The following is a 20,431-nucleotide window of genomic DNA, read 5'->3' as shown; positions in this document are numbered from 1 at the left end:
GGAAAATCCGTATATGTATTTCCAATATATCACTGTCGCTAACCACAAACAATATATTCCATGAATTTACATCATTTTGCCGCATTTCCCTAAATTAATCCATTTTTTATATATACAAAGCTAAATATATATGCTATGGTTTTTGTAGGTTGGCCGACCTAGTAGAATATTGGGAGGTTTTGAGGAATGAAGAAAAAGAAGGGGATAAAGATCTCCATCATGACCTTGCTCACAGTATTTTTATTATTGATTGGCTCAACATCAGTTTTTGCAGCTGTAATAAATTACGAGAGTGAACCTAATGATGGATTTACTACCGCAAATACAATGATTCATCTCAGTTATGGCGAAAATTATGGAAAGATAAGCAGTTATTCTGATATAGACAATTGGAAGTTCTATACTAAATCTAGTCGCAATCACTATGTTGGTATTGTACTTCCTGAGAATACAAAGTATACCTTTACAGTTTATGAATATAGTGCAACAGGTTATAAATTAATAACTTCATCAAATAATTGGGTAATGCTTCCTGGAGATAACACAACAACTGGACTTTCAAGAGAATATTATGTAGTTGTAAGTGCACCTAATGGGTCATATATTTCACCGGAATACTATCATTTATATTTTTATGATGATCTTCCCTAAAGATATGAATAGAACCTGAATGAGTAATAAAGAAAGCCCACCGACCATATAGGTTAGTGGGCTTTAATGTACGAACTTAAAGGTTATACCCAGAACTATTCGGCTTTGTTGGATTGGAGATAATCCCGAGTGTAGCAAGCAATCCAAGCAACACATCTGTTACAGCCAAGATATCATTCTTCATAACATCCGTTAGGTCAAACGCGCCAGTCAAATGACCAATGAGCTGAATGAGCAGCAGCCCCTGAGATACGATACTGATCCATAGTGCATAATTCCGCCATCTTTTCTTGTTCATATTATTGACCTCCTTGTTCGATGCGTTGCAATCTTTCTTCCAGATCACCAATTCTTTCAGAGGTACCTGCAAACAGTTTGAGGAAATTCGCTCTTAGTCTATTGACCACGATCGCTGTCTCTTCTCTTGTTATTGCCGCTCCGGGTCTCTTTCCATCGAAATAACCATTCGCCTTGGCTTCCGCCCAGTCTTTTGCAGCCCAATCACTGACTTGATTCACATCGCGCTCGCTCGCTTTCGGCTCCTCCTTCTTAGGACCGTATTTATTCCTTAGCTCAGCCTCGGTACCATCAAATTCATTCAGATCCACCTGTCCATTAATCCCGCCCACGATTCTCGAACCATTAGGCAGCGTGCCTCCGCTTTGACCGTCGCTATATTGCCAGAACTCCCATCGCTTCCATCCCGAGGCATCGGCGGGCGTCTGAGTGCTATATCGTGCTATCCAGAGTGGGTATTGGCTCAGTCCACTGAAGTTGCCAATGAACGCCGGATAGGTGTATAAGATCGGTGTAACACCAGTCAATCGTTCAATTTCACCTAGAAAAGCCTTCGCTACCGCAGTAGCCCCAACTGCGCTTAAGCTGTCGGACTTCGATTCGTAGTCCAGAACAGGAGGTAGGTCGAACTTGACCCCAGCGAATTGAATAGCATTGTAAAACATCCTGGCTGCAGCCTTAGCAGCATCTGGTGTGGTGACCTTATTGTCTAAATAGTGGTAGGCCCCAATCAGCAGCCCCGCTGCTTTAGCTCCCTTAGCGTTTTCAAGAAACATCTTGTCCACGCTGTTCTGAGTAGCCTTGATAAAAGCGAATGAGATCCCGTTTGCCGCCACCTTCGCCCAATCGATCTTGCCGTTCCAGTGTGATACGTCGATGCCCTGTGCATTGCCCTTTGTACGTGTTTGCATGCTAAGCCCCTCCTTGCAGTTTAATTACTGTTAAAATAGCCCCGACGACAATTGTAATGATCGACGCCGCAATAGTGCGCCATAGCCACTTCTGGGCGTCCTCGATCTTGTCCAGCCTGTGATGGGCCGATCGCGCTGAGGATAACGCCTCTACCGCCGTCTCATTGGCCGTGATCGCTCTATCAAGCTTCTCGTCCATGTTGTCCACCTTCGTTTCTACTATTGCTAACCGCTGAATTACTTCAGTTTGTCCCCCGTCCATATCCCTACCCCCTTACAAATAAATAGCCCCCGGTAAACAGAGGGCATAACAAAAAGCACCCCGCATGAGGTGCTTGTCTAGATTATTCTAATTGAAATTATAAATTCGGAAAATGAAAGTATATTGCATTAGAGCAAATTCAGTAGAATCTATTACATAGTATACTGATGCCCCGGGTGGAATTAAAATATTGTCAATAATTTGTGCGTTTCCAGGCCCGTAATTCTCGGCATAAACTCTGCCCGCATTAACAGAAGGGCTATAATTAATTTCCATTCCAAGACGATAATTAGCGACTTTGCTATCAGGCATAAAATAACCTGCTACAAGTTTGTATTCGCTCGTATTATTAGTCCACTTGAACCAATCCTTATCAGCGCTATCGGAAAGAAAAAGATTGAATTCTGAATTACCAACAAGGGTTATGGCGCTTTCCTTGGTATCTCCAATGCCTACCGCTGTAGGTGTTATCTCGCTAGCAAATGCAGATGACGACAATGTGAGTAACAACAAAGTTGTGAAAAGAACCGTTAAAACCTTTTTGAGTTTCATGGTCTTCCACCCTTCAAGATTTTTGGAACCGGCCGATTCGACTCTATTATACACAATATCCTAAATGTTGTAAATTAATTACTAGATTTAGTTGATTTTTGATATGAAAATACCCGCTACCTACGATGCGAATTCTTCTTCGACTTCTTCATAATTTTGCTCCAGATATTCGAGGTCACAAACCCCAATCTGGCCATTATTGTCCTTATAAATAAACTGACCTAAATTAACCACGGATACGCTTTTGGCATCCCTTATCAATCCTGCTCGCACCGTGCCATTAGGAGCATACTCGATATTTACTGACATTCCTGTAAATGCAATGATTGACTGAATCGTCTCTTTATCAGAGTCGGCGAATTCAATTGCCTCAACCTGATCCTTACTTTTAAATGTTCTAATCATCTTCAACACCCTTCACTTCATCTACATATTTCTATATTTCGTCTATTTGGTACTAAGCGTAATACAAAGTTCCATTTATGTGCCCAAAATCTGCTGGAAGGTCATATGTTGTTCCCGATGCCGTTAGCTGCGCACCGAAAACAAACTTAACCTCTGTGTTATCACTTAGCGTATCAGTAAGTACCCACCCCGCCCCGCCGCCAGATAGTTCTGTATATCCCAGCGCGGGGAAAAGAGCGTAAGTAAATCTTGCCAGATAACTTGCGTACATCCCAACGCTTACATTATAAATATATGCGTAGTTTGACGCCTTATCTTTTAGTGCGAAGTAGGACCGCCACTGCTCGTGCCTCATTAAGTAAAAAGATGAAGTGCTATCTGGTTTAAAGCTTACAAAACTAACTCCCGCCGGAAAGGTAAAAATCACCTCATCCCGATTATTTTGGGACGATGGAATTTTTGCGCTTGTAAAGTTTATATGGATAGACCCTTTTATGCTAACAGGTATCTGTCCAATCTTAGTTGCCAACTGTGCAGGAGTATCATTAGCTGATGCAGATACACCCTTATTTGTTATCTGCGTTGCTATAGCAGTCTTATCCGTTGTCGTTAGGCGTTCCAGCACCCCAGTAACTCCAAAAATAGTCTTATCCTTTGGCAAGTTATCTGCAATTAGATTTGGATCACCTTTTACCAAACCAGACCCGTTATGATACCCCGCTGCAATAGTCTGATTAGCCGTCCCGGGTGTAATTGTCTTGGCCCCCTGATTAGGCATTGTGCCTGTCAGTCCAGATGCAGATACATTACTAAACGTCTTCCCTGCTAATACATCACTAATTGCCGCATTACCGGTCGCTTTAATTACAGTGGCCATCTTACTAATAAGCGTGTCCCAACTATCATTCGTGGATGCCGTTACTCCTAAGGCAACAAGCGCGGCAACCACTTCAGCTTTCCGCTCATTGCCAGCTTGAAAAGCCTGGTCAGCCTTGGACTGAGCCGCCGTTGCCGCCGTATTTGCTGCATTCGCCGTTATCTGTGCCGCCGACGCTGCTTCAACAGCTACTTTGACAGCTTTAGGCGTAGCAGCCTTATCCTCTTCTGGGCTGTCTATAGCACTGGACAGCTGAGTAATGCCAGCTTGTGTCAAAGACGCAGGTGGGATATCGAGATCCTGTAGTTCTTCCTTAACCTCCCCTACCGCCTCATCGATCTTATCCCAGTTATCATTAAGCATCGTTTGAATATTAAATGTGTCGTCACCATCAGTCACAGGGTCTTTCTTTAATAAATTGAGATTAGGTGTATTGCTGGCCAACTGGACCACCTCCTGCAAATTTACTTAATGGCGTCTGCTCCATTTGATTGAGCGTCATTACACCATGAATGTCTCGAATGAGAAGATAGCTGAATTCATATTCAACCTTCAAATGCGCCGGCTTAATTTCCTCGATCACCATCTTCAGATCATCAAGATTCGGTGGAATGCCGATTGTATCAATAAATTTCACCGTGAAGCTCCACTCTGCAGGTTGAAATGTAACATCAACAGTTCCGCCATTGTATGCCTCAGCCACGTTCTTTACTAGCCGGCCAGAAAACTTCCCGGCACCACGAAGCTTTGATTCCACAACAGCCCGGCGTTGTTCTATTGGTTTCCCTGGTTCCGTTGCAATGCCGAGTTCCATTTCCCATCTGTCCAGTCCCCAAGTCGCTGTTCGGACGAAGAATTGATCTAGTGTTTCATTCAGAGCTTGGTATAGTCCGTCTAGCTCCGCGCCTTTAGCATTTAGATCTGCACGAATAACCCGTGAGTTCTCGTAATAAGCTGGCATATAAGAGAACATTTCTTTGCCCATGGGACTGCTAATTTTAAACTCACTCATACACTTCCACCGCCCCAAGAACAGCAACCTGACCTGGATTGATCTGAATATTGGTGTCAGCCACTCCATTGACGGTGAGATCCGAATAATCAATGATTGGTGGAATATCTAGTAGCACAGCTGCAATACGAGTAAACCGGACAAGCGGATCTGAAAAAGCGAGCTGCTTCAGATAGGCAGTGACCCCGCTCTCGATCTGAGCTTTAACCTCGTTAAGTGTTGGGCCAATCGCTAAAGTGAGCTGTACAGATATATTAACAGGTACTTCTTCTGCAGCCATGATCGTCACGATCGAACCCGCAGGCGCTTGCCCTTCACCTTGGCCATCCATTGTTGGATCAATATACATCTGTGCATTCTGGACGATCTCAGGACTTGCCGCACGCTTGTCCATGTCTAACAAGTAGATGCCTACGGTTCCGGGGCCTTTCCAAAGTGGCGAAACCTGAACACCACCTACCCCCGGCACTTCGTTTGCCCATTGGATATACTGTGCCTTATTACCACTCGTTCCTTGGTTGCGTACTCGGGAATAGAATCGCTCAAGAAGTGACTCGTCCGACTCAATATCCGCCCCACCCGTGACGGGTTCAAGATTTGTCACAGCCGAGATCCCACTAATCGGTGTAGACATAACATCGATTACCCCAGCAGGAACATTCCCGGCTTTCCCCGGAACAACTGCTCGAATTGGTGCTACACCTACACCTTCATCATTCAATGTAACCTCGGCAGCTGTTACATACTCTATCGATGATTCGCCAGACACTTCATCTGCAGGTGTGGCCACCCCCGTTCCAACGGGTACGGTTTTCCCAGGTGCCCCTGTAAACTGCACATTCCCGACTGCAGCAACAGCAGCCCGCCGGATCACCCCATGTTCTGCTACTCGGAGATCGAGATATTCCCCAAATGTCGTACTTGCAAACCCACGCTCAAGTACTTGCTGAGCCCAAATGGCTGCTTCAGACAAAAGGAATGCAACCGGTGCCTGGGCATCCCAAATAAAAGAGCCCTCGGATTTGTCTATATCCGCGGGCACTCGATCCAGCATGCGCTGCATAATTTCGTCTTCTGACTGCTCCTGCAAAAATAACGGAAGATTTGTCATTAGATCTCCACCCTACCTTCGATAGTCTCCGTCTCTTCCCGAACATTTTGAATCCTACATGAAAAATAACAACCGTCGCCAGACCAGGCAAAAACAAACCCATCGACATTGGCCGTCCGTGGATCTACAGTTAATGTCTCGGTGACGATCCGCTGGATCTCGCTCTCAATGACGGCCCTGCTGTATCCTCTGCCAATTAAATCGTCGAATTCTTCGCCATGCTCCCTGGAATATATCAGATGCCGATATCGAGGCGTTCGGATGGCCTTCTCGCACCACATTACCCAAGCTGCCGTTTCATCAACTGCAGCTACCTTACGTGTTGGAGTCATTACGAAATCACCGGCAGTAAAATCAAACCGCCAACTTCGCCCAAACGGTACTTCCTCCTCCAGCTCGTCTTCAGCCCGTGTCTGGGTCCAGTCGTCCTCAATTTGCTCTGGAAATAGATTAGCCACCGCTATTCACCACCCTACACATAACCACGAAGTCAGCTCCACCGTTAGTCGGGATCACTAGTACTCTTTCACCAGGCATCAAACCGTCCGCTAAGTTAACCCGGACCTCTTCAATCAAGGTAGGTTCAAAATCAAACCGAGTACGCTGCGAGGGGGTACCGACAGGCTCGTCCTCTGCATCAGGTTGAACGGTTGTCCCTACCAACCAAAATGCCGGCAAATGAAGGGTTGTGAGAAAATCAGCAACCAGGTAGTCCTGGATCTCATCCTTAAAAGTATCGAGCTTCAGTCCAGTCTCTGTTATTGTCCCAAGCTCTGCAGGAACACCAGAAAGGGCATCGCCAGCCCCTTTCGCTATCTGGTCTCTTAGTCCCCTTGCGATCGCCTGAAACGGATCCATATCAGCCATAGTTCAGGAAATACCTCCTTCTCACGTAATCTTGTGATGCTAAATTAAGCATCATATGACCGGGCTCACCAAGATCATGGCTAACACTTGTTACGATTAGGCTCATTTTGTTATAGATCACGGCGTCGCCGGCACGAATGATATTAAGATCAGGGCCAGAAACGGTGAACGTCTCCTGCACACCGCTTAGCATTGATTCTCCAAGTTTCTTGGCCGCCGCTGGCGTTTTAACGTCTTCATCCTGGACCATGCGCTGCAAAGTACCAAATTTATCGGTCTGGCCAGTTGTGATAGCCAGTATTTTGCTGGGTAGCTCAACCTTGGAATCAGCTTTGACCTTCGGCTTTTTACCTTTTTTCTTCGATTTCTTATCTACCTTGCCGCCATATAGCCTGCCGATCTCTTCGAGCGTCATTCCCTCAGGAATTTCAACATTACCACTACCGGCTTTCTTTTTAGATTTCTTCTTCTCTTTCCGGTCTTCTGTCCCGATCACCTTAACCTTGGTGATCGTCCCATCAAGAGTACGGCTTTGAGTGGTCTCTTCAATGGCCTCCAAGACGTAAACATCCTTATTGCTTCCAACCTTAAATAGCTCAAGACCTGCCGGGGTCATTCGTGGAATGTACATATCCCCTCCGGATTTAACCGTCTCCTGCAGATCAGCATTAATCATGTTATAAATCGGACGCGCACGGTAAACGGCCTTCTTAAGCTTCGTCCTGGTATCCGGCACCGTCGAAAGCTTAATCCCCCAGTCAGAAGCATACTTCTTAAGCCGCTGGCTTGCCGTTTGCCCTGAAGGTAATAGATACTCATCCTCAGACTTGGCTAAGTAAATGGTGCGGTCGTACACGGTCACTGTCATGTGTTTAGTCTCTCTGTTGGTACTATCACAATCCCATACAACACCTGGGTTTAGTAGATAGACCATACTGTTCTTACCATACGGGATACCGCTAACCCGGATGGGCTGGCCAGGCTGCAGATCCGGAAAGTCAGAAGTGACCTTCAAACGAATGTCAGCTTGGTACGAAATTTGATCCAGGGAATCTTTCAGAGAGATGCTCTCGATCAACTCCCGTAAATAGTATTTATCCTGATAAACTACCTCGTAGCTCATGTTGGCATCACCAGCTTCATTCCAGGCTTGATCTTGTTCGGATCCTTACCAATCGTCTTCTTATTCAAGTTATAGATCGATTGCCACTTGCTACTATTCCCCAGCTCCATCTTAGCAATCTTCGATAGGCTATCTCCTGACTTAACCGTATAGGTTTTGGAAGGTTTTTTGGTATCGGTGCGAGAAGTCGTTGCTTTCTTAGCAGCTGTCGTTTTCGATGCTGCTGCAGCAAGTTTGGTATGGACCTTCATCTGCCTCCACGTACGAGCTGTAAGGTCAAAGTATATGTCCCCCGGCTCGCCGCCTTTATAGGTCGTATCATGGGCCGAGATAAGCACCAATACATTAACCGGGCTATCCGTAATGATTAACCTAACTGGTTGCTTGCTGGCCGTCATCTTCGTCAGCATCTGCATCGCTTCGATAGGGTCCGGAATATCAGGACTATTACAATAACCCGGATCATGCTCAATGGGAAAAAAAGAAGAGAAGGTGATCTCCTTCACCCTCTCCCCACTCGGAAAATCGAACTCACCCAAAGATAGGATGTTGACTGTTTCGATTCCCTTGCTACGAGATATCTTTATTTCCTCTGGATTCACAGGAAATATGAATTCATTCCCCGCCGAATCAATCAAGTGGATCTTCATTTCAGGCGTTCGACCTCCTATTTAAGATTTTGTTCCGCTGACGTAAGCGACAATCTGATTTTGTGCCCTACTTGGTTTATTACTTCTTCAATAGGCAAGACTTCTTCCTTAGTAACATTCATATTGACCAAGCCGGGTGACATGGTCACATTAACTGTAACCTGCTGCTTCAACTCACTAAGAGGATCGACGATTCGGGAGATCTGTTCCTCTGGAATTTGAATAGGCTGAGGTTCATTCGTAGCTGAAGGAAACGTCGACAAATTAGGAAGCAAGCCCTTATCATACGTCAGAACGGGTTGGTATACATCTGTGAACTTATTGAACTCGGAACTTGCAAAATCACTGATAGTTGGTTGCTTCGTCAACGATTCAGGTTGTCCAAATATATCCGTCATGTCAACCCCAGCGATTTCAGTATTAGCGACCCAATTCCAAAACTTCTTCTTCATGTCATACCATTTAGGCTTGTCATTATCTACCCAAGCCCAATCAGTTGTTTCTTCGGGCTTCGGTAAATTAGATGCAATGGACTCCTTGCGCTGAGTGTTCCTTTCTCGTAACTCTGTAACTTTATCTAGGCCGCGGTTCATTACTTCTCCAGCAGCGATTCCAGCCCCTGCAGATAAAAGAGCAGCACCGCCGTATATTATTGAAGCTGATAACCCAAGTGCTCCTGCAGCAGTTTCGGCAGCTGCAGCTGCGGTTGCTGTACTCGCTGCCGTGGTAGCGGCAGTTGAAGCTGCCGTTCCTGCTGCTGCAGCTCTTGTTCCTGACGGCAATAACTTTCCTAGCCATCCGAATGTATTCGTAAACCAACCTACTACTGCGCCAACTCCGGCAAGTGCAAGTGCATCGAATGTAACTGCTTTGGCAGTATTGCCCCACGAAGGATCAGTCACTGCATCCTTATTTACATTCCACGCTGTTTCACCGAGCTTTTTAGCAATTTGCCCAGCATCAAAAGCGTCGAAGAAAGACTTAAAAAATGCTTCACCAGCAGTTCTTCCAGCACTAACATAAACGGATTCATCCCCGCCTCCGCTCTCATCAAACAGGCCAAGTGCGCCTAAAACGAATCCCTTTAATCCACCGCCTAAGGCTGTGCCGATCTTGGCTGATATATCAGCAATTTTCTGTTCTCCACCACTAGACCACCACTCTGATAAAGGTTGAGTTATAATCCGATCCCAAGCAATTCCGATCTTCCCGAAAAAATCGGCATTCTGAAAGGCTGGATCATTAGCAAGGTCGGTGAGAATTTTAAAAGCTCGTTGTCCCTTATCCAAGATAAAGGTCGAGACGTTCTTACCAGCGGCTTCAAACCACTCACCAATCGATGCAATGGTTTCCTTGTTTTCGCCGCGCCACTCACGAAACTTTTTAAGTGCTGGGCCAAGTGAGCTCTCAATACCATAACCCCAACGCTTAATCACGTTTTGGGTGAAGAATGATTTTGTGCCAAGCAAGAGGTTCTGAAGGTTGCCGGACATGTCTTCCATCATGCCATCGAACTTACCGAACGCCTGAGTAACAAGCGGCCACGTCTTGTCGATCTTCAAGCCGGAATCGGCCAAAGCTTCAATACCGGCTCTGGCATCCCCGCCGATCGCTCCCATCTCCTGCAGACGAGATGTCATTTCACCTACTGGACGGCCAGACTTAAGAGCGTCATAGAGTCGCCCAACCCACAAAGCAACATCACCGAATTCTTGCTTGGTTCCAGCGGCAATGTCACCGACCATCTTCAAGCCTTCGCCAGTAGAAAGTGCATTACCAGTAAAGACCTGCAGAACACGAGAAGCTTCATAAATATCTTCCCGTTTGTAAGGAGTTTTTCCAGCAAAAGCAGTTAACTCCTGAACACGCTGCGCCGCTGCTTCTGCGCTTCCGAGCATGACTTTAAATGCAGACGTAATACCTTGCTCCTGCATAACCATGTCGAGTCCGACGGTAGTAACACCAGCGACGCCACCGCCAACACCTAACAAAGCTAAAGGACTAGTCAGAGCGCTAGTGATTTTTTTGATTACTCCCGTTGCCATATCCTTAACTCTGACAACTATGTTATAAGGCTTACGGGCCATAGCGCTTAATGTGCTAGATACTTTATTGGCAGCGCTGGACACCTTATCAACCAACTTAGCTTCTGGCTTGGCTTTTGTTTGGTTGATCCTCTCAACTCTGCTCTTGATTTTACTGGCTGGTGATGCCGTCTTATCAACGAGATCAACTTCTGGATTAGCCTGAGTAGTATCGAGCGTGGCTAATTTGCTTATGACCTTCTTAGTTGGCGTTGCTGTTTTGTCGGCAAGCACCACTTCTGGGTTCGCGACTGTCTGATCCACTTCGGCAAGCTTAGAAATTACCTTTTTTGCCGGGGTCGAGGTTTTATCAGTTAAGATGACCTCCGGTGCGATCTTGGTTTTGCCTAGTGCTTTCGTTCGACGTTCTGTCTGTTCCAGTAGCTTATCCAGAGCTCGTACTGTCCGCTCGGCATCTTCCGCCCCCGTTGTATCAATGACAAGGTCAAGGCGATAAAACTCTTTGTTATCTGCCACGCTTACCACCTCTCCGATCTCCGGACGTAGTAGGCGATTTATTCATCGTCTCAATCTCATGTAGGGTAAAAGCCATCAACAAAGTACGCTCCCCCTTGGGTAAAGACCAAAAAGCCCCGGGACGCAAATGATGCCGTACCCACATGTGGTACAGCATCGTCGTCGTGCCCCCGGAGCGTATTAGTTTTTTACATCAGCGATGTCAACACCAAATCCGGAAAGCTCCAGAACTTTATCGCCTACGGCATCGAGTTCGCCGGCCAGAAGCATTCGTCGGACAACTTCCTCACCACCGGACAACTTCAAGTGACTCGTCAAACGATCGTCACCCCAGCCACTGAGCTCCAAGCCCTTCACTTCCAGAGTAGCGGTCGCTTCTTTGATCAACGCAGCATTGAACAGCTCACTATCAACCTTCTCGATAGCCTGCCCTTTAGTAGTCTTCCGGACCGTGCAACGCTCACGAATTGCGTCTACCTTGCTGGAAGTCAGCCCGCGTAGCGTAATACGCAAAGACAGCCGTTTAATAAAAACAGTCTCTTCCGGCAGATTTGTCGCCGTCTCGAAGAGACTGTCCAGGATTTCCTGTTCATTCAAATGTTCATTTGCCATTGTATATATTCATCCTCTCAAGTTTAGATTTCAATAGGGTCAAGCAGCTCATAATCTTCAAAAGTGAATGGCGTTTCCTCCCCCACTTCTTCGCCTGCAGTCCAGTTTGCAAGTTGTATCCTGTCAGGCATACAACGCATCAAACGGATACGCTCAAAACCGTATGCTTCGGGGTCGTCAAGCTTAGAGATAATATCGAATTTGCTGAAATCGCGCTGAATCATCTTTGACGATACTTTGTACCCGCTGATAGTGCCGGTTCCCCGTTTAGCACCAATTTTAAACTGCACCCAGCCATGACCAACCAGGTTGAGCTCTCGCTTATCAATCTCCACATTAGCTTCCAGATGGTTTATGTTCGTTTGCCATTCACCATCGATAAACGCCTGGGCGAATGTACCGAGTATCGCCCTGGTAGGATCCATTCCTGTCATTTCTGCCATTATTCCTCACTCCCTTCTATTCAACGTAAAACGTCCCGAAGATTTGTTCCATTACATCGGTCAGACGAGCGTTCCAGCGTAAGAATACCTGGTCAGGTTCCGGCTTCTTGGCCGGAGAAGAGCCATAATAATCCGGATCAAGTACAACGTCGTACCCTGTTCCCTCAATCACATTACTCTGAGCCAAAGTTCGCATGTACTCCTTGCAGGCACCGATCAAAGCAAGGCGGCCTTCCTCCGTGTTGTTAACCTTACCGATATAGACATCTTCAGCCGTCCGCTGCAGATCTCCATTGATAGCATCCATGACTCTGATAGTCCGGATCTTCTTCCAACTGTTATTCTGATCGACTTGCAAGGTCGTCAGCGTGTTCATTCCCCGTAGTACCTTGACCTTGCGGCCGTCGTGGATAAGCAAGAATACACCGCCGCGAATGGCCTTCTCTTGCTCAGAACGTGTCCAACGCCGAGTTACGTCATCAAATGGTGACTCGGCATAAGTTGTGGATTGACTAAGAGACTGACCCGCGATCAAGCCAGCAACCCATGACGCCACTTGTGCCGAATTGTATTCCTTATCCGCTAAGATAGCGCCGGAACCCACATTGACTATGCCTTCGTGATTACAGCCCGCACTGCGGTTCACAGCCTTGCTGACTGCATCGGTAGCCTTATCATCCGCTGCCGTACCGCCCAATGTAGCGATTACACCCTTGCCCTCGCTGCGTACGCGTTTAACCCAGGCTACAACACTGGATCTCAATGCTGGCTCTGTAACCCCATCGAGTGTCAGCACATGGAATTCTTGTCCCTCAAACGCAGCGAGCGCGGCCACATAGTCGGCATTTTTGATGCCTTCTATGCCGCTGTCCCCACTGGTAAACGATTCTCCGGATACATCTGCCAGTGTACCGTCGGCCAACTTTGTGGCAACAATCCATTTGTTATCTGCATCTTCATTAATCATTTGGACTGCAGTAGCAACGTTACCGTCGCCAATCGAGAAGGTACAGAGTAATTTCGCCCCTTCATACAACTTCAGTTCCTTAGTGCCAGCTACCGCAAGGCTATCCGCGATCGTCACTTTAAAATGATTGCCCCGATCTCCAGGATACTTAGCTGTAAGCTTTAATGCAGCAGTTGAATCCGTGTTGTTAACCGAAACGGTTGCTTCGGCTGTTGAATCTGATGCGATCCGGTAAGCAAGCAACGTCTTCGGGCCGCCCAAAAGGGTTAAGTAAAGCGTCGTAAATGCCGTAGCGCCGTCGCTATCACTCTCTGAAAACATCTCTTTGATAGCGGCCTCGTCTGAAACCTCCACAAACTGCCCAACCGGTCCCCAATGCGCTTTAACAGCAGCAACAACAATGCCGCGAGCTCCAGGTTGGATCGCTGTACCAGCAGCTGCCACAAAATTCATATAAAGACCGGGTAAGACCGGCATATCTGTCGGACTCCAATTTCCACCTGCCACTTAGTTCACCTTCCTTTCTAAAAATGACTTGACGAGGCTTTTCGCCTCAGTTACCGAGAGTTCCGAAGCTTTAACCCCATGTAAGGCCCCGACCAAAACTTCCGGACGGACAGAAAAAAGAGCCTCAGCGTTGGCCATAAGCTCTTTAATGGGATACTTCGATTCAATTTTCTTTTCTGGCTTATCCGCCATAGAAATCACCTACTTAATATTTGGTTTGTAACTCACGGACCGGATCAAAGGAACATCTTCCTGAGGACGAGCAACCATCCGAGATAGTGTCACGGTAATCTGACCCTCTCGGAGCCCATCGGCCCCAATGTTCGCCTTGGGATCCACTACTGTCAGATAACGCCGATCGGCAAGATCGAATGGGATCTTAATGGCGCTGCCTAATGCCGCTACTAAGGAAAATACCGCCGAATGTTCCGGCTGCTTCTCATTCCCAAGGACATGAGCAGTAAATCGCTTAGTGACCTGATAACTCGAAAAGGATAACGCCTTAACATCAACGTTAGTCACACGCCACATCACAGACGGGCGTACATAACCGATTGGCCAATATCCGTTGTATACGGTCCAGTTATTATCTATCACACTTGTTGTCCAGTCCGCCAGAGCCGGCACCCAAGGATCGCTTGTGATCTGACCATCGGTCCCGACCGGCTGCAAGGCCATGACAGCAAACTGCATGCCGCGAGTAATCGCATCCCATTCTTCGTCAACTACATCTTGTCCGGAGGACCCGAGGTAAACGCATGAAAAGACCTCGCCGGTCTCTGTTGTGAGCATCTGCTTGTCTAGAGCGGAGATGATTTTCTTCTCTAGCGAATCTACCTTTTCAAAGGTCGACCGGGAAACGTATGGCCATATCTCCACGATCCGGCGAAAGCCGATCCATGGAGACTCTTCGCTATCCTCGCCCTGAAGAACAATAGCATATGGCTTTGGACTGCTTTCCTCTGCTGAATGGGGTTCGAAAACATCCTTCAGTTCAGGGATAGCAGCTAGAAGTTTTTCACGAATGGCGTTTCTCATGGCGTCAACCACCATTTGATGAGTTTATCCCTCAATTTTATTCTGTACTTCTTCGCAGTCGGCAGAACAATTGCGCGCTTCTTTGTCCCAGGATGGTTAACGGATCTACCTAAAATTACGAATTTTCCGTCCTTAGATAACTTAGGCAACTGCTTTGATTTATGATCATTCACCGGTCCGCGCTTATCTTTATTCCATGTTTCTATAGGGATAGCAAGAACTTTCTTGTTATTTGCTCTGATCTTATGTGGAGGCGTTCCTTCCTCCAAATAATTCCCGTACCTTACACCATGAGCTAAATACACAAGAACTTTTTCTTTATTCTTAATCTCAATCCCCGTGTGAAGAGCACCTCTCGCTCCAGCTCCACCTAGTCGATCCTTCCACGGTGCGTTTAATTTCATGTACCCTTCTGCTTCCCTAGCCACATTGTCTGCAACAGCGTAAATCCCTGCTTGCTTCCGCTTCATGTACTCAATAGCACCTTGTCCAAAATCCCCCATATCACTTCACCCTTTCGAGATCTGCTTGAAAACCAACCGTCACTCCCTGCACAACCTGTGGTTGCACGGAAACGACTTCGAACGTCTCGCCTAAAGCTTCGAAACGATCCGTTACATTGGGACCCGCTTTAATGTCGGCATGTTCGTCGGCCAGCAGGCTGTACATTTTATCTGTCTGCTTCGTGCCGGCCAGAACGGATATGTTCTGCGGTATCTGAGAGCGAGAAACAAAAATCCGGACGGTAACGGGAGGAAGATCCTTTTCGTTCTCCTCGTACCCGCCACCCTTTCGTATCTTCTCCTTGCGGTGGATGGTGATAGTCGTCGGGTTCTGCGATATATTCCAGGCAATGTGTTTACGTCGTGTAGCAACAAAGTCCGTTATCAGCATCACAGTACCCTCGGTGGACAAACCTTAATCATAAACCCAGTAGCATTCTTACCAGCTGCAGCAGTCTCCATGTCGGCATATTGTTTGGCCATGGCAAGCGCATGACTAAGCCGGTCTTTCAAGGATGTAAGATCGTACTTCTCGGTACCGGCTGAATAGCTCTCAATATCACCCTGAAGTAATCCCGCTTTTTCCATCCATCCGACAGAAGCAGCGCCGTGTAGACTGTCCGCCTCCGTCAGCAGCAGATCGATCTCTGCGTCGAGGAATCTCGTATCCGCTTCAGTGCCGTCGGCCGGGATTACCTCATTCAATAGCTTTCTCAGCCGGACACGAAGCGCAATGGTAGGTTCCATCCATATCCCTCCCTAAGCTTTGCCCGGGAAAGTGATCTCCTGGACGTTCTCGTCAATTGCAGCAAAGACCCCGCGCCATACGTCGCCAACGACCTGCGCTTCAACCAAACGGGTCAGGTCACCCATGGTCGCCTGGATTTGCAGGGCTTGCTTGACGAGCTCCTTGAATCCACGCTTAGGGCGGATTAAATATGCTTTTCCGGCAGGAACACCCGGATAGGTATGGGTCTTTTTACTGACTACGGCTTCCCATCCATCGTAATAGATAATATCCGTAATCCCAGATAATGCCCGGTACGGCGTCGCCTGAATTGTAAAACTGGACAGTGCATCATCAATGTCTTCCTTGTCAGCCGGATTTGCTAAGAGAATGTTCCCCGGGCGCTTGGCCGTCCGGGCATCCCGCAGCGCAGCTCGCAACGTCTCCCGCATACTTAAAATGAAGTGAGAACCGGTTGCATTTGTAAGGGTTTTTCCCAACTCATCCACGTATACAGGCGTCGTCTTATTCCCCGCCTTATAGTTGTACTTGATGATCGGACCAAGATGTAAATGGTTCAGCAACGCATTATGTGCTTCCCCAAACGCCTTATTGAGCAGTTCAAAGTTAAATGTTTGGTTGAAAAGCTGCATTTCCTTCGTGTACTCGAAGCCTGCGGTATATCCTTTGATTCTGGCGATCGGACCTTCCTCAGCCTGTAGGCTGCCGAATTTGACTTCTTCGCCCTCCAAATGTTCAAGGAAAATCACGGTTCCGTACTGCGCCCATTTTGCCTCGAACTCCTTAGGAAAGTTCGGATCCGGCATATGGTCATAGATCGGTCCATAAAGGGTTGGAACCTCTTCTTTTCCCAATTCAACATCCAGAACGACCTTCTGGATGAGTTCCTTCCTGCTGTTTTCGGATGTAAGCATCTCACCAATCGGCTTATCAAGCTCATAAGTCTCCATCTCGCCGTTTACTATCCTCTTCGTCACTTCTTCCTGCCGACCATCTAACAGAAAAGGAACCTTCATCTCGATGGTTCCTTGGCGACGTTTCTCTTTAATTGTCTCAACGCTGTGTACTCTTGCCATTGATTATCAGCCTCCTTATAGTTGCGGTCCCAACAGGAACCAAATTACGTTATTAGCGTCTTTGGCAGCAGTGACGCGACCAACAAGACGGTTGTCAGTGGCGGTCTCGGTCAGTTGGTTCTTGGCCGCATCCCAATAGATTGGCGTACCAACTGTAAATGCCTGTGTTTTTTCGATTTGGTCAGCTTCAAATTCCGCCTGCTCGATGTTAAGGATAGCCTCATCTGTTTCCCCTGTCGTTGTACTGACTGATTGCATAGCAGCTCCAAAGAAACCGTCAAGCAAGTAGAATTTTTGAGCTTCGATAGTTGTTTTAGCCGGAACTGTTACACGAACAGACTTACCGTCACTGACTTTAGCGCGATATGATTGATATGTGGTGCTTGGCACCGATTGACCTTTGTAAGGCATATAAACCCTCCTCAATTTGATTAATTTAGAATGATGCTCGTTTAACCCGCATGTTTTTTGGAGCATCCGTTTTACCACTGCTTGATCCCGTGCCTGCAGGTTTATCCGTGTGAATGGCATCGACCATGCCTTTAACCACCGGATCCGCTAGGAAGGCGTCCATCTCGCCGGCAATCTGTTCCTTGGTCGCATCAGGAGCAATCCCCTTCGAATGATAGGCCCACAGCTTGCCGAGTGCCGTTTCAGGATTCTGCAGATCCTTCCGGACCGCCTCAGATGTTACTTTTGTCGTCATCATTTCACCGACGATTGCATCCCTGCCGGCTCCAGCTTCCTTGTCAGCTGCTGCCTTTAAGGATTTGAACAATGCATCAACATCCATTTCACCGCTAACACCCAGGATTGTCTGTGCCTTACTGGCAATATCCAAAGCGCGCTGAACTTGTTTAGCAAACTCCGGTGTCAGCTCTGCAATTACCTGGTCATCCGTCAACCCCATTTCCCCGGCAAGGGTACCAATCGTAAAACCTTTCATGCCATGCTTCTTCTTAATTTCTGTTATAACTGTAGCCCATTCCACTTGCTCATCATCTCCCTTCATTTCTCCTGATGGGCCTTCCCCATCTAAATCCCACATCTCACCGCTGGCAGCAACAATTCTTGTCGGCATACCCATGCGGTCAAGTGGCGTCCAATCAATGCTAAGAGGATCATATCCGACAACCTGCGTCTCGCCAGAAACATTTTTTAGAGCTGGGCGTCCGTAGATGCTTACCTGCTTGATCCGCTTGCCCTTGATCCAGCGTTTCAAATCCTCTTCCTTCTTGTCGACAATCCCGCGGAAATACGCTGCAGCTTCCGTCATTTTGGCCCCGATCCAGTGAGTTGCCGGATCGATAAACTGGTTTGATACGTCTTCTGGGCGCTGATGCCCCTTAAATCCGGCCAGCGTACGCGTATTGACGGTGTCGACAATGTCCTTAAGTGCCTTATGGGTGTAATTCCAGCCGCGCTTCGACTTGCCGACTGGGACTTCAACGACCACTTCCAGAGGATCACTGTCGCCTTGTTTGAGCAAGTCAACATCCACCCCGGGCGCGGCAGGAATATCATTCACGCTCATTTCTCCCGAGATACCCGCGAACAATCTGAATAAGTTCTTATCTTCCTCAGCTGCCATCTCCCCGTAAATCCGTGAGCTCCACATTTTCTCGTTCACCCCCTCTCCGTGCTAAATAAACGAGTCCTCGACTGATCGCTTCGATTGCCTGCTCCTCTGGAGTCTCATTCCCACCTTGATCATGTAATGCAGCAAAATGTAAATGTAATAACTCATGAACCAACGTCAGTTCCATGTCATGACGTTCGATTGTCTCCGGAGGATAGTCAATAGGGTCAAGTATGTTTATGGCTGCCATACGCTTTGATAGTTGCCATGAACACTCGCCACATACGCCCTCTAGCGTCATATCGCGATCCCGCTTGATCTTTGTAATAACTATCCAATCCTGCAGCCTGAGAATCTTTTGCCACCCTGCGCATTTCGCTCGTAGCTCCTCCTCAGTTAAAATAACTTCCTGCAATCACCTCACTCCTTTCGGACAAAAGAAAAGACGCCATAATCTGGCGCCTACTCTTCATCATTTTTATTTGTATCTTTACCACCATCCAGCAGCTGCAGCTTTTCCCTGGTCTGTTCCTTGCGCATCTCCCGAAGTTCTTCCTCGGTCGGAATCAAAGGGATCTCAATCTCGATACCACCATCCATGGTCATGCCTCCTAAAATAGCAATCTACGAATCTATCATATATCACTACCAGCAGGGAATCTATGCCACTTCGGAATATACGTTCGTGTACCAGTCTTCCAGATCCGGATGTGACTGTGGATTCTTTGTCCATTCATTCAGCCGCTGCATAAAGTCGTCTGTATCCTCATGAACGGAAATAAGAACACATAAACAGTTCGGATGTGCTGGCATTGGAGGCTCCTGACCAGGCGGCCAGACTCCCTTACCAAGCCCATGGTCGGCGTTGGCCAATTCATCACATATATCAGGAACCGGATGTGAGCCGGAAAGAACCCATTTCATGCCCTTGTAACTCGGGCTTACGCTGGCAGCAGCGATCGTGCCTTCTCCGAATGCAGCTGCCGTCTCTGTCCGGACAAGCCGAAGAGCTTCATAGGAAATATCCTGTGGAATCCGGTTGCCCATTCGTTCCATCATCTCAGGGTAATCGACTGCTAAAGTCTTCTTGCCACGGCGCACGTATTTTTCGAGCTGTCGGGCCGTTTCTACCGGATCCTCGCCTGTTGCGACGCCGTCCTGGATGATCTCCGTCATGGCTTTACGGTATTTTTCATCCTTCTGCCATATTCGGTCAGATAAGTGTAGTCCTCGCTCAGTTCGCGCCCAGCAAGCTTCAACCGCTTGCTTATTAGCTCGAAAAAACGACCGTTGCACCGGCTGCTTTGCAAGCTTAGTCTTGCTGATCTGCGACATGGTTACTTCCATGCTGTAAGTAGAGCCGGCGTCGACTGCCTTAACGATATCCTTCTGCAGGAGCTCCGTAAGTGATTCGCCAATACCGGTTTGTCTCAGTGAGTCCTGGAGTGCTACCATATAACGCATATTCATCTCGCTGCCAGTCCCCAAGCGTTTTAGTCGTCGGATCTCCTTGGCCACCTTATCTGCAGCACGGATGTATATACTTCGTACTGCCTGATCTTGGCGAAGTCGGAGATCGACGTATTTCTTGCGACTAGCAAGTGCAAACTTGGCATAAGGGCCTGCAATCAGTTTCAGCTGCTCGAGGATCTGCTGCGCAGATGGCAATCCTGCCATGA

General features: G+C 47.5%; 28 protein-coding genes. 1 reads left to right on the top strand and 27 read right to left on the bottom strand.

Annotation, left to right across the window (positions count from 1 at the left end; genetic code table 11):
* The first annotated feature begins 186 nt into the window (after window positions 1–186).
* On the top strand, window positions 187–651 hold the full coding sequence (locus ABD014_RS11085) for a hypothetical protein (RefSeq protein WP_343860934.1): 465 nt from the start codon (window positions 187–189) through the stop codon (window positions 649–651).
* Between the two features lie 76 nt (window positions 652–727).
* On the opposite strand, the gene ABD014_RS11080 is transcribed toward ABD014_RS11085, so the two are convergent.
* The 27 genes from ABD014_RS11080 to ABD014_RS10950 all read right to left on the bottom strand — a co-directional run bounded on the left by ABD014_RS11080 (window position 728) and on the right by ABD014_RS10950 (window position 20,429).
* Window positions 728–949: a phage holin gene (locus tag ABD014_RS11080; RefSeq protein WP_343860932.1), complete on the bottom strand. Its 222-nt coding sequence runs from the start codon at window positions 947–949 to the stop codon at window positions 728–730.
* A 1-nt stretch (window position 950) separates the two neighbouring features.
* Window positions 951–1,859: a glycoside hydrolase family 25 protein gene (locus ABD014_RS11075; protein ID WP_343860930.1), complete on the bottom strand. Its 909-nt coding sequence runs from the start codon at window positions 1,857–1,859 to the stop codon at window positions 951–953.
* A 1-nt stretch (window position 1,860) separates the two neighbouring features.
* Window positions 1,861–2,121: a hemolysin XhlA family protein gene (locus ABD014_RS11070; RefSeq protein ID WP_343860928.1), complete on the bottom strand. Its 261-nt coding sequence runs from the start codon at window positions 2,119–2,121 to the stop codon at window positions 1,861–1,863.
* Window positions 2,122–2,208: 87 nt separating this feature from the next.
* Window positions 2,209–2,673, bottom strand: a complete 465-nt coding sequence (locus ABD014_RS11065; RefSeq protein ID WP_343860926.1) for a hypothetical protein — start codon at window positions 2,671–2,673, stop codon at window positions 2,209–2,211.
* Between the two features lie 120 nt (window positions 2,674–2,793).
* A complete protein-coding gene (locus ABD014_RS11060; RefSeq protein ID WP_343860924.1) occupies window positions 2,794–3,078 on the bottom strand; it encodes a hypothetical protein in 285 nt (94 codons plus the stop codon).
* A gap of 52 nt (window positions 3,079–3,130) precedes the next feature.
* Window positions 3,131–4,399 (bottom strand): phage tail protein, encoded by a 1,269-nt coding sequence (locus ABD014_RS11055; RefSeq protein ID WP_343860922.1) that lies wholly within the window; start codon window positions 4,397–4,399, stop codon window positions 3,131–3,133.
* Complete coding sequence (locus ABD014_RS11050; RefSeq protein WP_343860920.1) at window positions 4,380–4,967, bottom strand: YmfQ family protein; 588 nt, start codon at window positions 4,965–4,967, stop codon at window positions 4,380–4,382. Before ABD014_RS11050 ends, ABD014_RS11055 begins: the two co-directional genes overlap by 20 nt.
* The gene (locus tag ABD014_RS11045) at window positions 4,960–6,078 is read right to left on the bottom strand and encodes a baseplate J/gp47 family protein (protein WP_343860917.1); all 1,119 of its coding nucleotides are present in this window, start codon (window positions 6,076–6,078) and stop codon (window positions 4,960–4,962) included. Before ABD014_RS11045 ends, ABD014_RS11050 begins: the two co-directional genes overlap by 8 nt.
* Window positions 6,078–6,536 carry a DUF2634 domain-containing protein gene (locus ABD014_RS11040; protein WP_343860915.1) on the bottom strand — a complete coding sequence of 153 codons (459 nt, stop codon included), beginning with the start codon at window positions 6,534–6,536 and terminating at the stop codon, window positions 6,078–6,080. Before ABD014_RS11040 ends, ABD014_RS11045 begins: the two co-directional genes overlap by 1 nt.
* A complete protein-coding gene (locus ABD014_RS11035) occupies window positions 6,529–6,936 on the bottom strand; it encodes a hypothetical protein (RefSeq protein WP_379340580.1) in 408 nt (135 codons plus the stop codon). The genes ABD014_RS11040 and ABD014_RS11035 overlap by 8 nt, the downstream gene beginning before the upstream one ends.
* Before the next feature lies 1 nt (window position 6,937).
* Window positions 6,938–8,068: an XkdQ/YqbQ family protein gene (locus tag ABD014_RS11030; RefSeq protein WP_343860911.1), complete on the bottom strand. Its 1,131-nt coding sequence runs from the start codon at window positions 8,066–8,068 to the stop codon at window positions 6,938–6,940.
* The gene (locus ABD014_RS11025; RefSeq protein ID WP_343860909.1) at window positions 8,065–8,718 is read right to left on the bottom strand and encodes a LysM peptidoglycan-binding domain-containing protein; all 654 of its coding nucleotides are present in this window, start codon (window positions 8,716–8,718) and stop codon (window positions 8,065–8,067) included. Before ABD014_RS11025 ends, ABD014_RS11030 begins: the two co-directional genes overlap by 4 nt.
* A 17-nt stretch (window positions 8,719–8,735) precedes the next feature.
* Window positions 8,736–11,279, bottom strand: coding sequence for a tape measure protein (locus tag ABD014_RS11020; RefSeq protein ID WP_343860907.1), 2,544 nt, complete (start codon window positions 11,277–11,279; stop codon window positions 8,736–8,738).
* A 180-nt stretch (window positions 11,280–11,459) separates the two neighbouring features.
* Complete coding sequence (locus ABD014_RS11015) at window positions 11,460–11,891, bottom strand: phage tail assembly chaperone (protein ID WP_343860905.1); 432 nt, start codon at window positions 11,889–11,891, stop codon at window positions 11,460–11,462.
* Between the two features lie 23 nt (window positions 11,892–11,914).
* Window positions 11,915–12,325, bottom strand: a complete 411-nt coding sequence (locus ABD014_RS11010) for a phage tail tube protein (RefSeq protein WP_379340582.1) — start codon at window positions 12,323–12,325, stop codon at window positions 11,915–11,917.
* Window positions 12,326–12,350: 25 nt separating this feature from the next.
* Complete coding sequence (locus tag ABD014_RS11005) at window positions 12,351–13,808, bottom strand: phage tail sheath family protein (protein WP_343860900.1); 1,458 nt, start codon at window positions 13,806–13,808, stop codon at window positions 12,351–12,353.
* Window positions 13,809–14,000, bottom strand: coding sequence for a YqzN/YkzM domain-containing protein (locus ABD014_RS11000; protein ID WP_343860898.1), 192 nt, complete (start codon window positions 13,998–14,000; stop codon window positions 13,809–13,811).
* Between the two features lie 9 nt (window positions 14,001–14,009).
* Window positions 14,010–14,846 carry a hypothetical protein gene (locus tag ABD014_RS10995; RefSeq protein ID WP_343860896.1) on the bottom strand — a complete coding sequence of 279 codons (837 nt, stop codon included), beginning with the start codon at window positions 14,844–14,846 and terminating at the stop codon, window positions 14,010–14,012.
* On the bottom strand, window positions 14,843–15,349 hold the full coding sequence (locus ABD014_RS10990) for a hypothetical protein (protein WP_343860894.1): 507 nt from the start codon (window positions 15,347–15,349) through the stop codon (window positions 14,843–14,845). Before ABD014_RS10990 ends, ABD014_RS10995 begins: the two co-directional genes overlap by 4 nt.
* Window position 15,350: 1 nt before the next feature.
* Window positions 15,351–15,740, bottom strand: a complete 390-nt coding sequence (locus ABD014_RS10985; RefSeq protein ID WP_343860892.1) for a hypothetical protein — start codon at window positions 15,738–15,740, stop codon at window positions 15,351–15,353.
* Window positions 15,740–16,096, bottom strand: a complete 357-nt coding sequence (locus ABD014_RS10980; protein WP_343860890.1) for a hypothetical protein — start codon at window positions 16,094–16,096, stop codon at window positions 15,740–15,742. The genes ABD014_RS10985 and ABD014_RS10980 overlap by 1 nt, the downstream gene beginning before the upstream one ends.
* 12 nt (window positions 16,097–16,108) lie before the next feature.
* Complete coding sequence (locus tag ABD014_RS10975; protein ID WP_343860888.1) at window positions 16,109–17,173, bottom strand: hypothetical protein; 1,065 nt, start codon at window positions 17,171–17,173, stop codon at window positions 16,109–16,111.
* Between the two features lie 15 nt (window positions 17,174–17,188).
* The gene (locus ABD014_RS10970) at window positions 17,189–17,584 is read right to left on the bottom strand and encodes a DUF2190 family protein (RefSeq protein WP_343860885.1); all 396 of its coding nucleotides are present in this window, start codon (window positions 17,582–17,584) and stop codon (window positions 17,189–17,191) included.
* Window positions 17,585–17,609: 25 nt separating this feature from the next.
* A complete protein-coding gene (locus ABD014_RS10965; RefSeq protein ID WP_343860883.1) occupies window positions 17,610–18,791 on the bottom strand; it encodes a hypothetical protein in 1,182 nt (393 codons plus the stop codon).
* Window positions 18,754–19,167, bottom strand: a complete 414-nt coding sequence (locus tag ABD014_RS10960; RefSeq protein WP_343860881.1) for a hypothetical protein — start codon at window positions 19,165–19,167, stop codon at window positions 18,754–18,756. Before ABD014_RS10960 ends, ABD014_RS10965 begins: the two co-directional genes overlap by 38 nt.
* Window positions 19,168–19,214: 47 nt before the next feature.
* Window positions 19,215–19,352, bottom strand: a complete 138-nt coding sequence (locus tag ABD014_RS10955; RefSeq protein WP_343860879.1) for a hypothetical protein — start codon at window positions 19,350–19,352, stop codon at window positions 19,215–19,217.
* Window positions 19,353–19,412: 60 nt separating this feature from the next.
* On the bottom strand, window positions 19,413–20,429 hold the full coding sequence (locus ABD014_RS10950; protein WP_343860877.1) for a retron-type reverse transcriptase: 1,017 nt from the start codon (window positions 20,427–20,429) through the stop codon (window positions 19,413–19,415).
* Window positions 20,430–20,431: the final 2 nt, after the last annotated feature.

It is taken from the genome of Paenibacillus motobuensis, from assembly GCF_039521865.1.
Lineage (GTDB): Bacteria > Bacillota > Bacilli > Paenibacillales > Paenibacillaceae > Fontibacillus > Fontibacillus motobuensis.
This window is presented reverse-complemented; position numbering and strand designations above follow the sequence as displayed.

Coding starts and splice junctions, on each gene's coding strand:
- ABD014_RS11085 (WP_343860934.1), top strand. CDS start 187: ATGAAGAAAAAGAAGGGGATAAAGATCTCCATCATGACCTTGCTCACA.
- ABD014_RS11080 (WP_343860932.1), bottom strand. CDS start 949: ATGAACAAGAAAAGATGGCGGAATTATGCACTATGGATCAGTATCGTA.
- ABD014_RS11075 (WP_343860930.1), bottom strand. CDS start 1,859: ATGCAAACACGTACAAAGGGCAATGCACAGGGCATCGACGTATCACAC.
- ABD014_RS11070 (WP_343860928.1), bottom strand. CDS start 2,121: ATGGACGGGGGACAAACTGAAGTAATTCAGCGGTTAGCAATAGTAGAA.
- ABD014_RS11065 (WP_343860926.1), bottom strand. CDS start 2,673: ATGAAACTCAAAAAGGTTTTAACGGTTCTTTTCACAACTTTGTTGTTA.
- ABD014_RS11060 (WP_343860924.1), bottom strand. CDS start 3,078: ATGATTAGAACATTTAAAAGTAAGGATCAGGTTGAGGCAATTGAATTC.
- ABD014_RS11050 (WP_343860920.1), bottom strand. CDS start 4,967: ATGAGTGAGTTTAAAATTAGCAGTCCCATGGGCAAAGAAATGTTCTCT.
- ABD014_RS11045 (WP_343860917.1), bottom strand. CDS start 6,078: ATGACAAATCTTCCGTTATTTTTGCAGGAGCAGTCAGAAGACGAAATT.
- ABD014_RS11035 (WP_379340580.1), bottom strand. CDS start 6,936: ATGGATCCGTTTCAGGCGATCGCAAGGGGACTAAGAGACCAGATAGCG.
- ABD014_RS11030 (WP_343860911.1), bottom strand. CDS start 8,068: ATGAGCTACGAGGTAGTTTATCAGGATAAATACTATTTACGGGAGTTG.
- ABD014_RS11025 (WP_343860909.1), bottom strand. CDS start 8,718: ATGAAGATCCACTTGATTGATTCGGCGGGGAATGAATTCATATTTCCT.
- ABD014_RS11015 (WP_343860905.1), bottom strand. CDS start 11,891: ATGGCAAATGAACATTTGAATGAACAGGAAATCCTGGACAGTCTCTTC.
- ABD014_RS11010 (WP_379340582.1), bottom strand. CDS start 12,325: ATGACAGGAATGGATCCTACCAGGGCGATACTCGGTACATTCGCCCAG.
- ABD014_RS11000 (WP_343860898.1), bottom strand. CDS start 14,000: ATGGCGGATAAGCCAGAAAAGAAAATTGAATCGAAGTATCCCATTAAA.
- ABD014_RS10995 (WP_343860896.1), bottom strand. CDS start 14,846: ATGAGAAACGCCATTCGTGAAAAACTTCTAGCTGCTATCCCTGAACTG.
- ABD014_RS10990 (WP_343860894.1), bottom strand. CDS start 15,349: ATGGGGGATTTTGGACAAGGTGCTATTGAGTACATGAAGCGGAAGCAA.
- ABD014_RS10985 (WP_343860892.1), bottom strand. CDS start 15,740: ATGCTGATAACGGACTTTGTTGCTACACGACGTAAACACATTGCCTGG.
- ABD014_RS10980 (WP_343860890.1), bottom strand. CDS start 16,096: ATGGAACCTACCATTGCGCTTCGTGTCCGGCTGAGAAAGCTATTGAAT.
- ABD014_RS10975 (WP_343860888.1), bottom strand. CDS start 17,173: ATGGCAAGAGTACACAGCGTTGAGACAATTAAAGAGAAACGTCGCCAA.
- ABD014_RS10970 (WP_343860885.1), bottom strand. CDS start 17,584: ATGCCTTACAAAGGTCAATCGGTGCCAAGCACCACATATCAATCATAT.
- ABD014_RS10965 (WP_343860883.1), bottom strand. CDS start 18,791: ATGTGGAGCTCACGGATTTACGGGGAGATGGCAGCTGAGGAAGATAAG.
- ABD014_RS10955 (WP_343860879.1), bottom strand. CDS start 19,352: ATGGATGGTGGTATCGAGATTGAGATCCCTTTGATTCCGACCGAGGAA.
- ABD014_RS10950 (WP_343860877.1), bottom strand. CDS start 20,429: ATGGCAGGATTGCCATCTGCGCAGCAGATCCTCGAGCAGCTGAAACTG.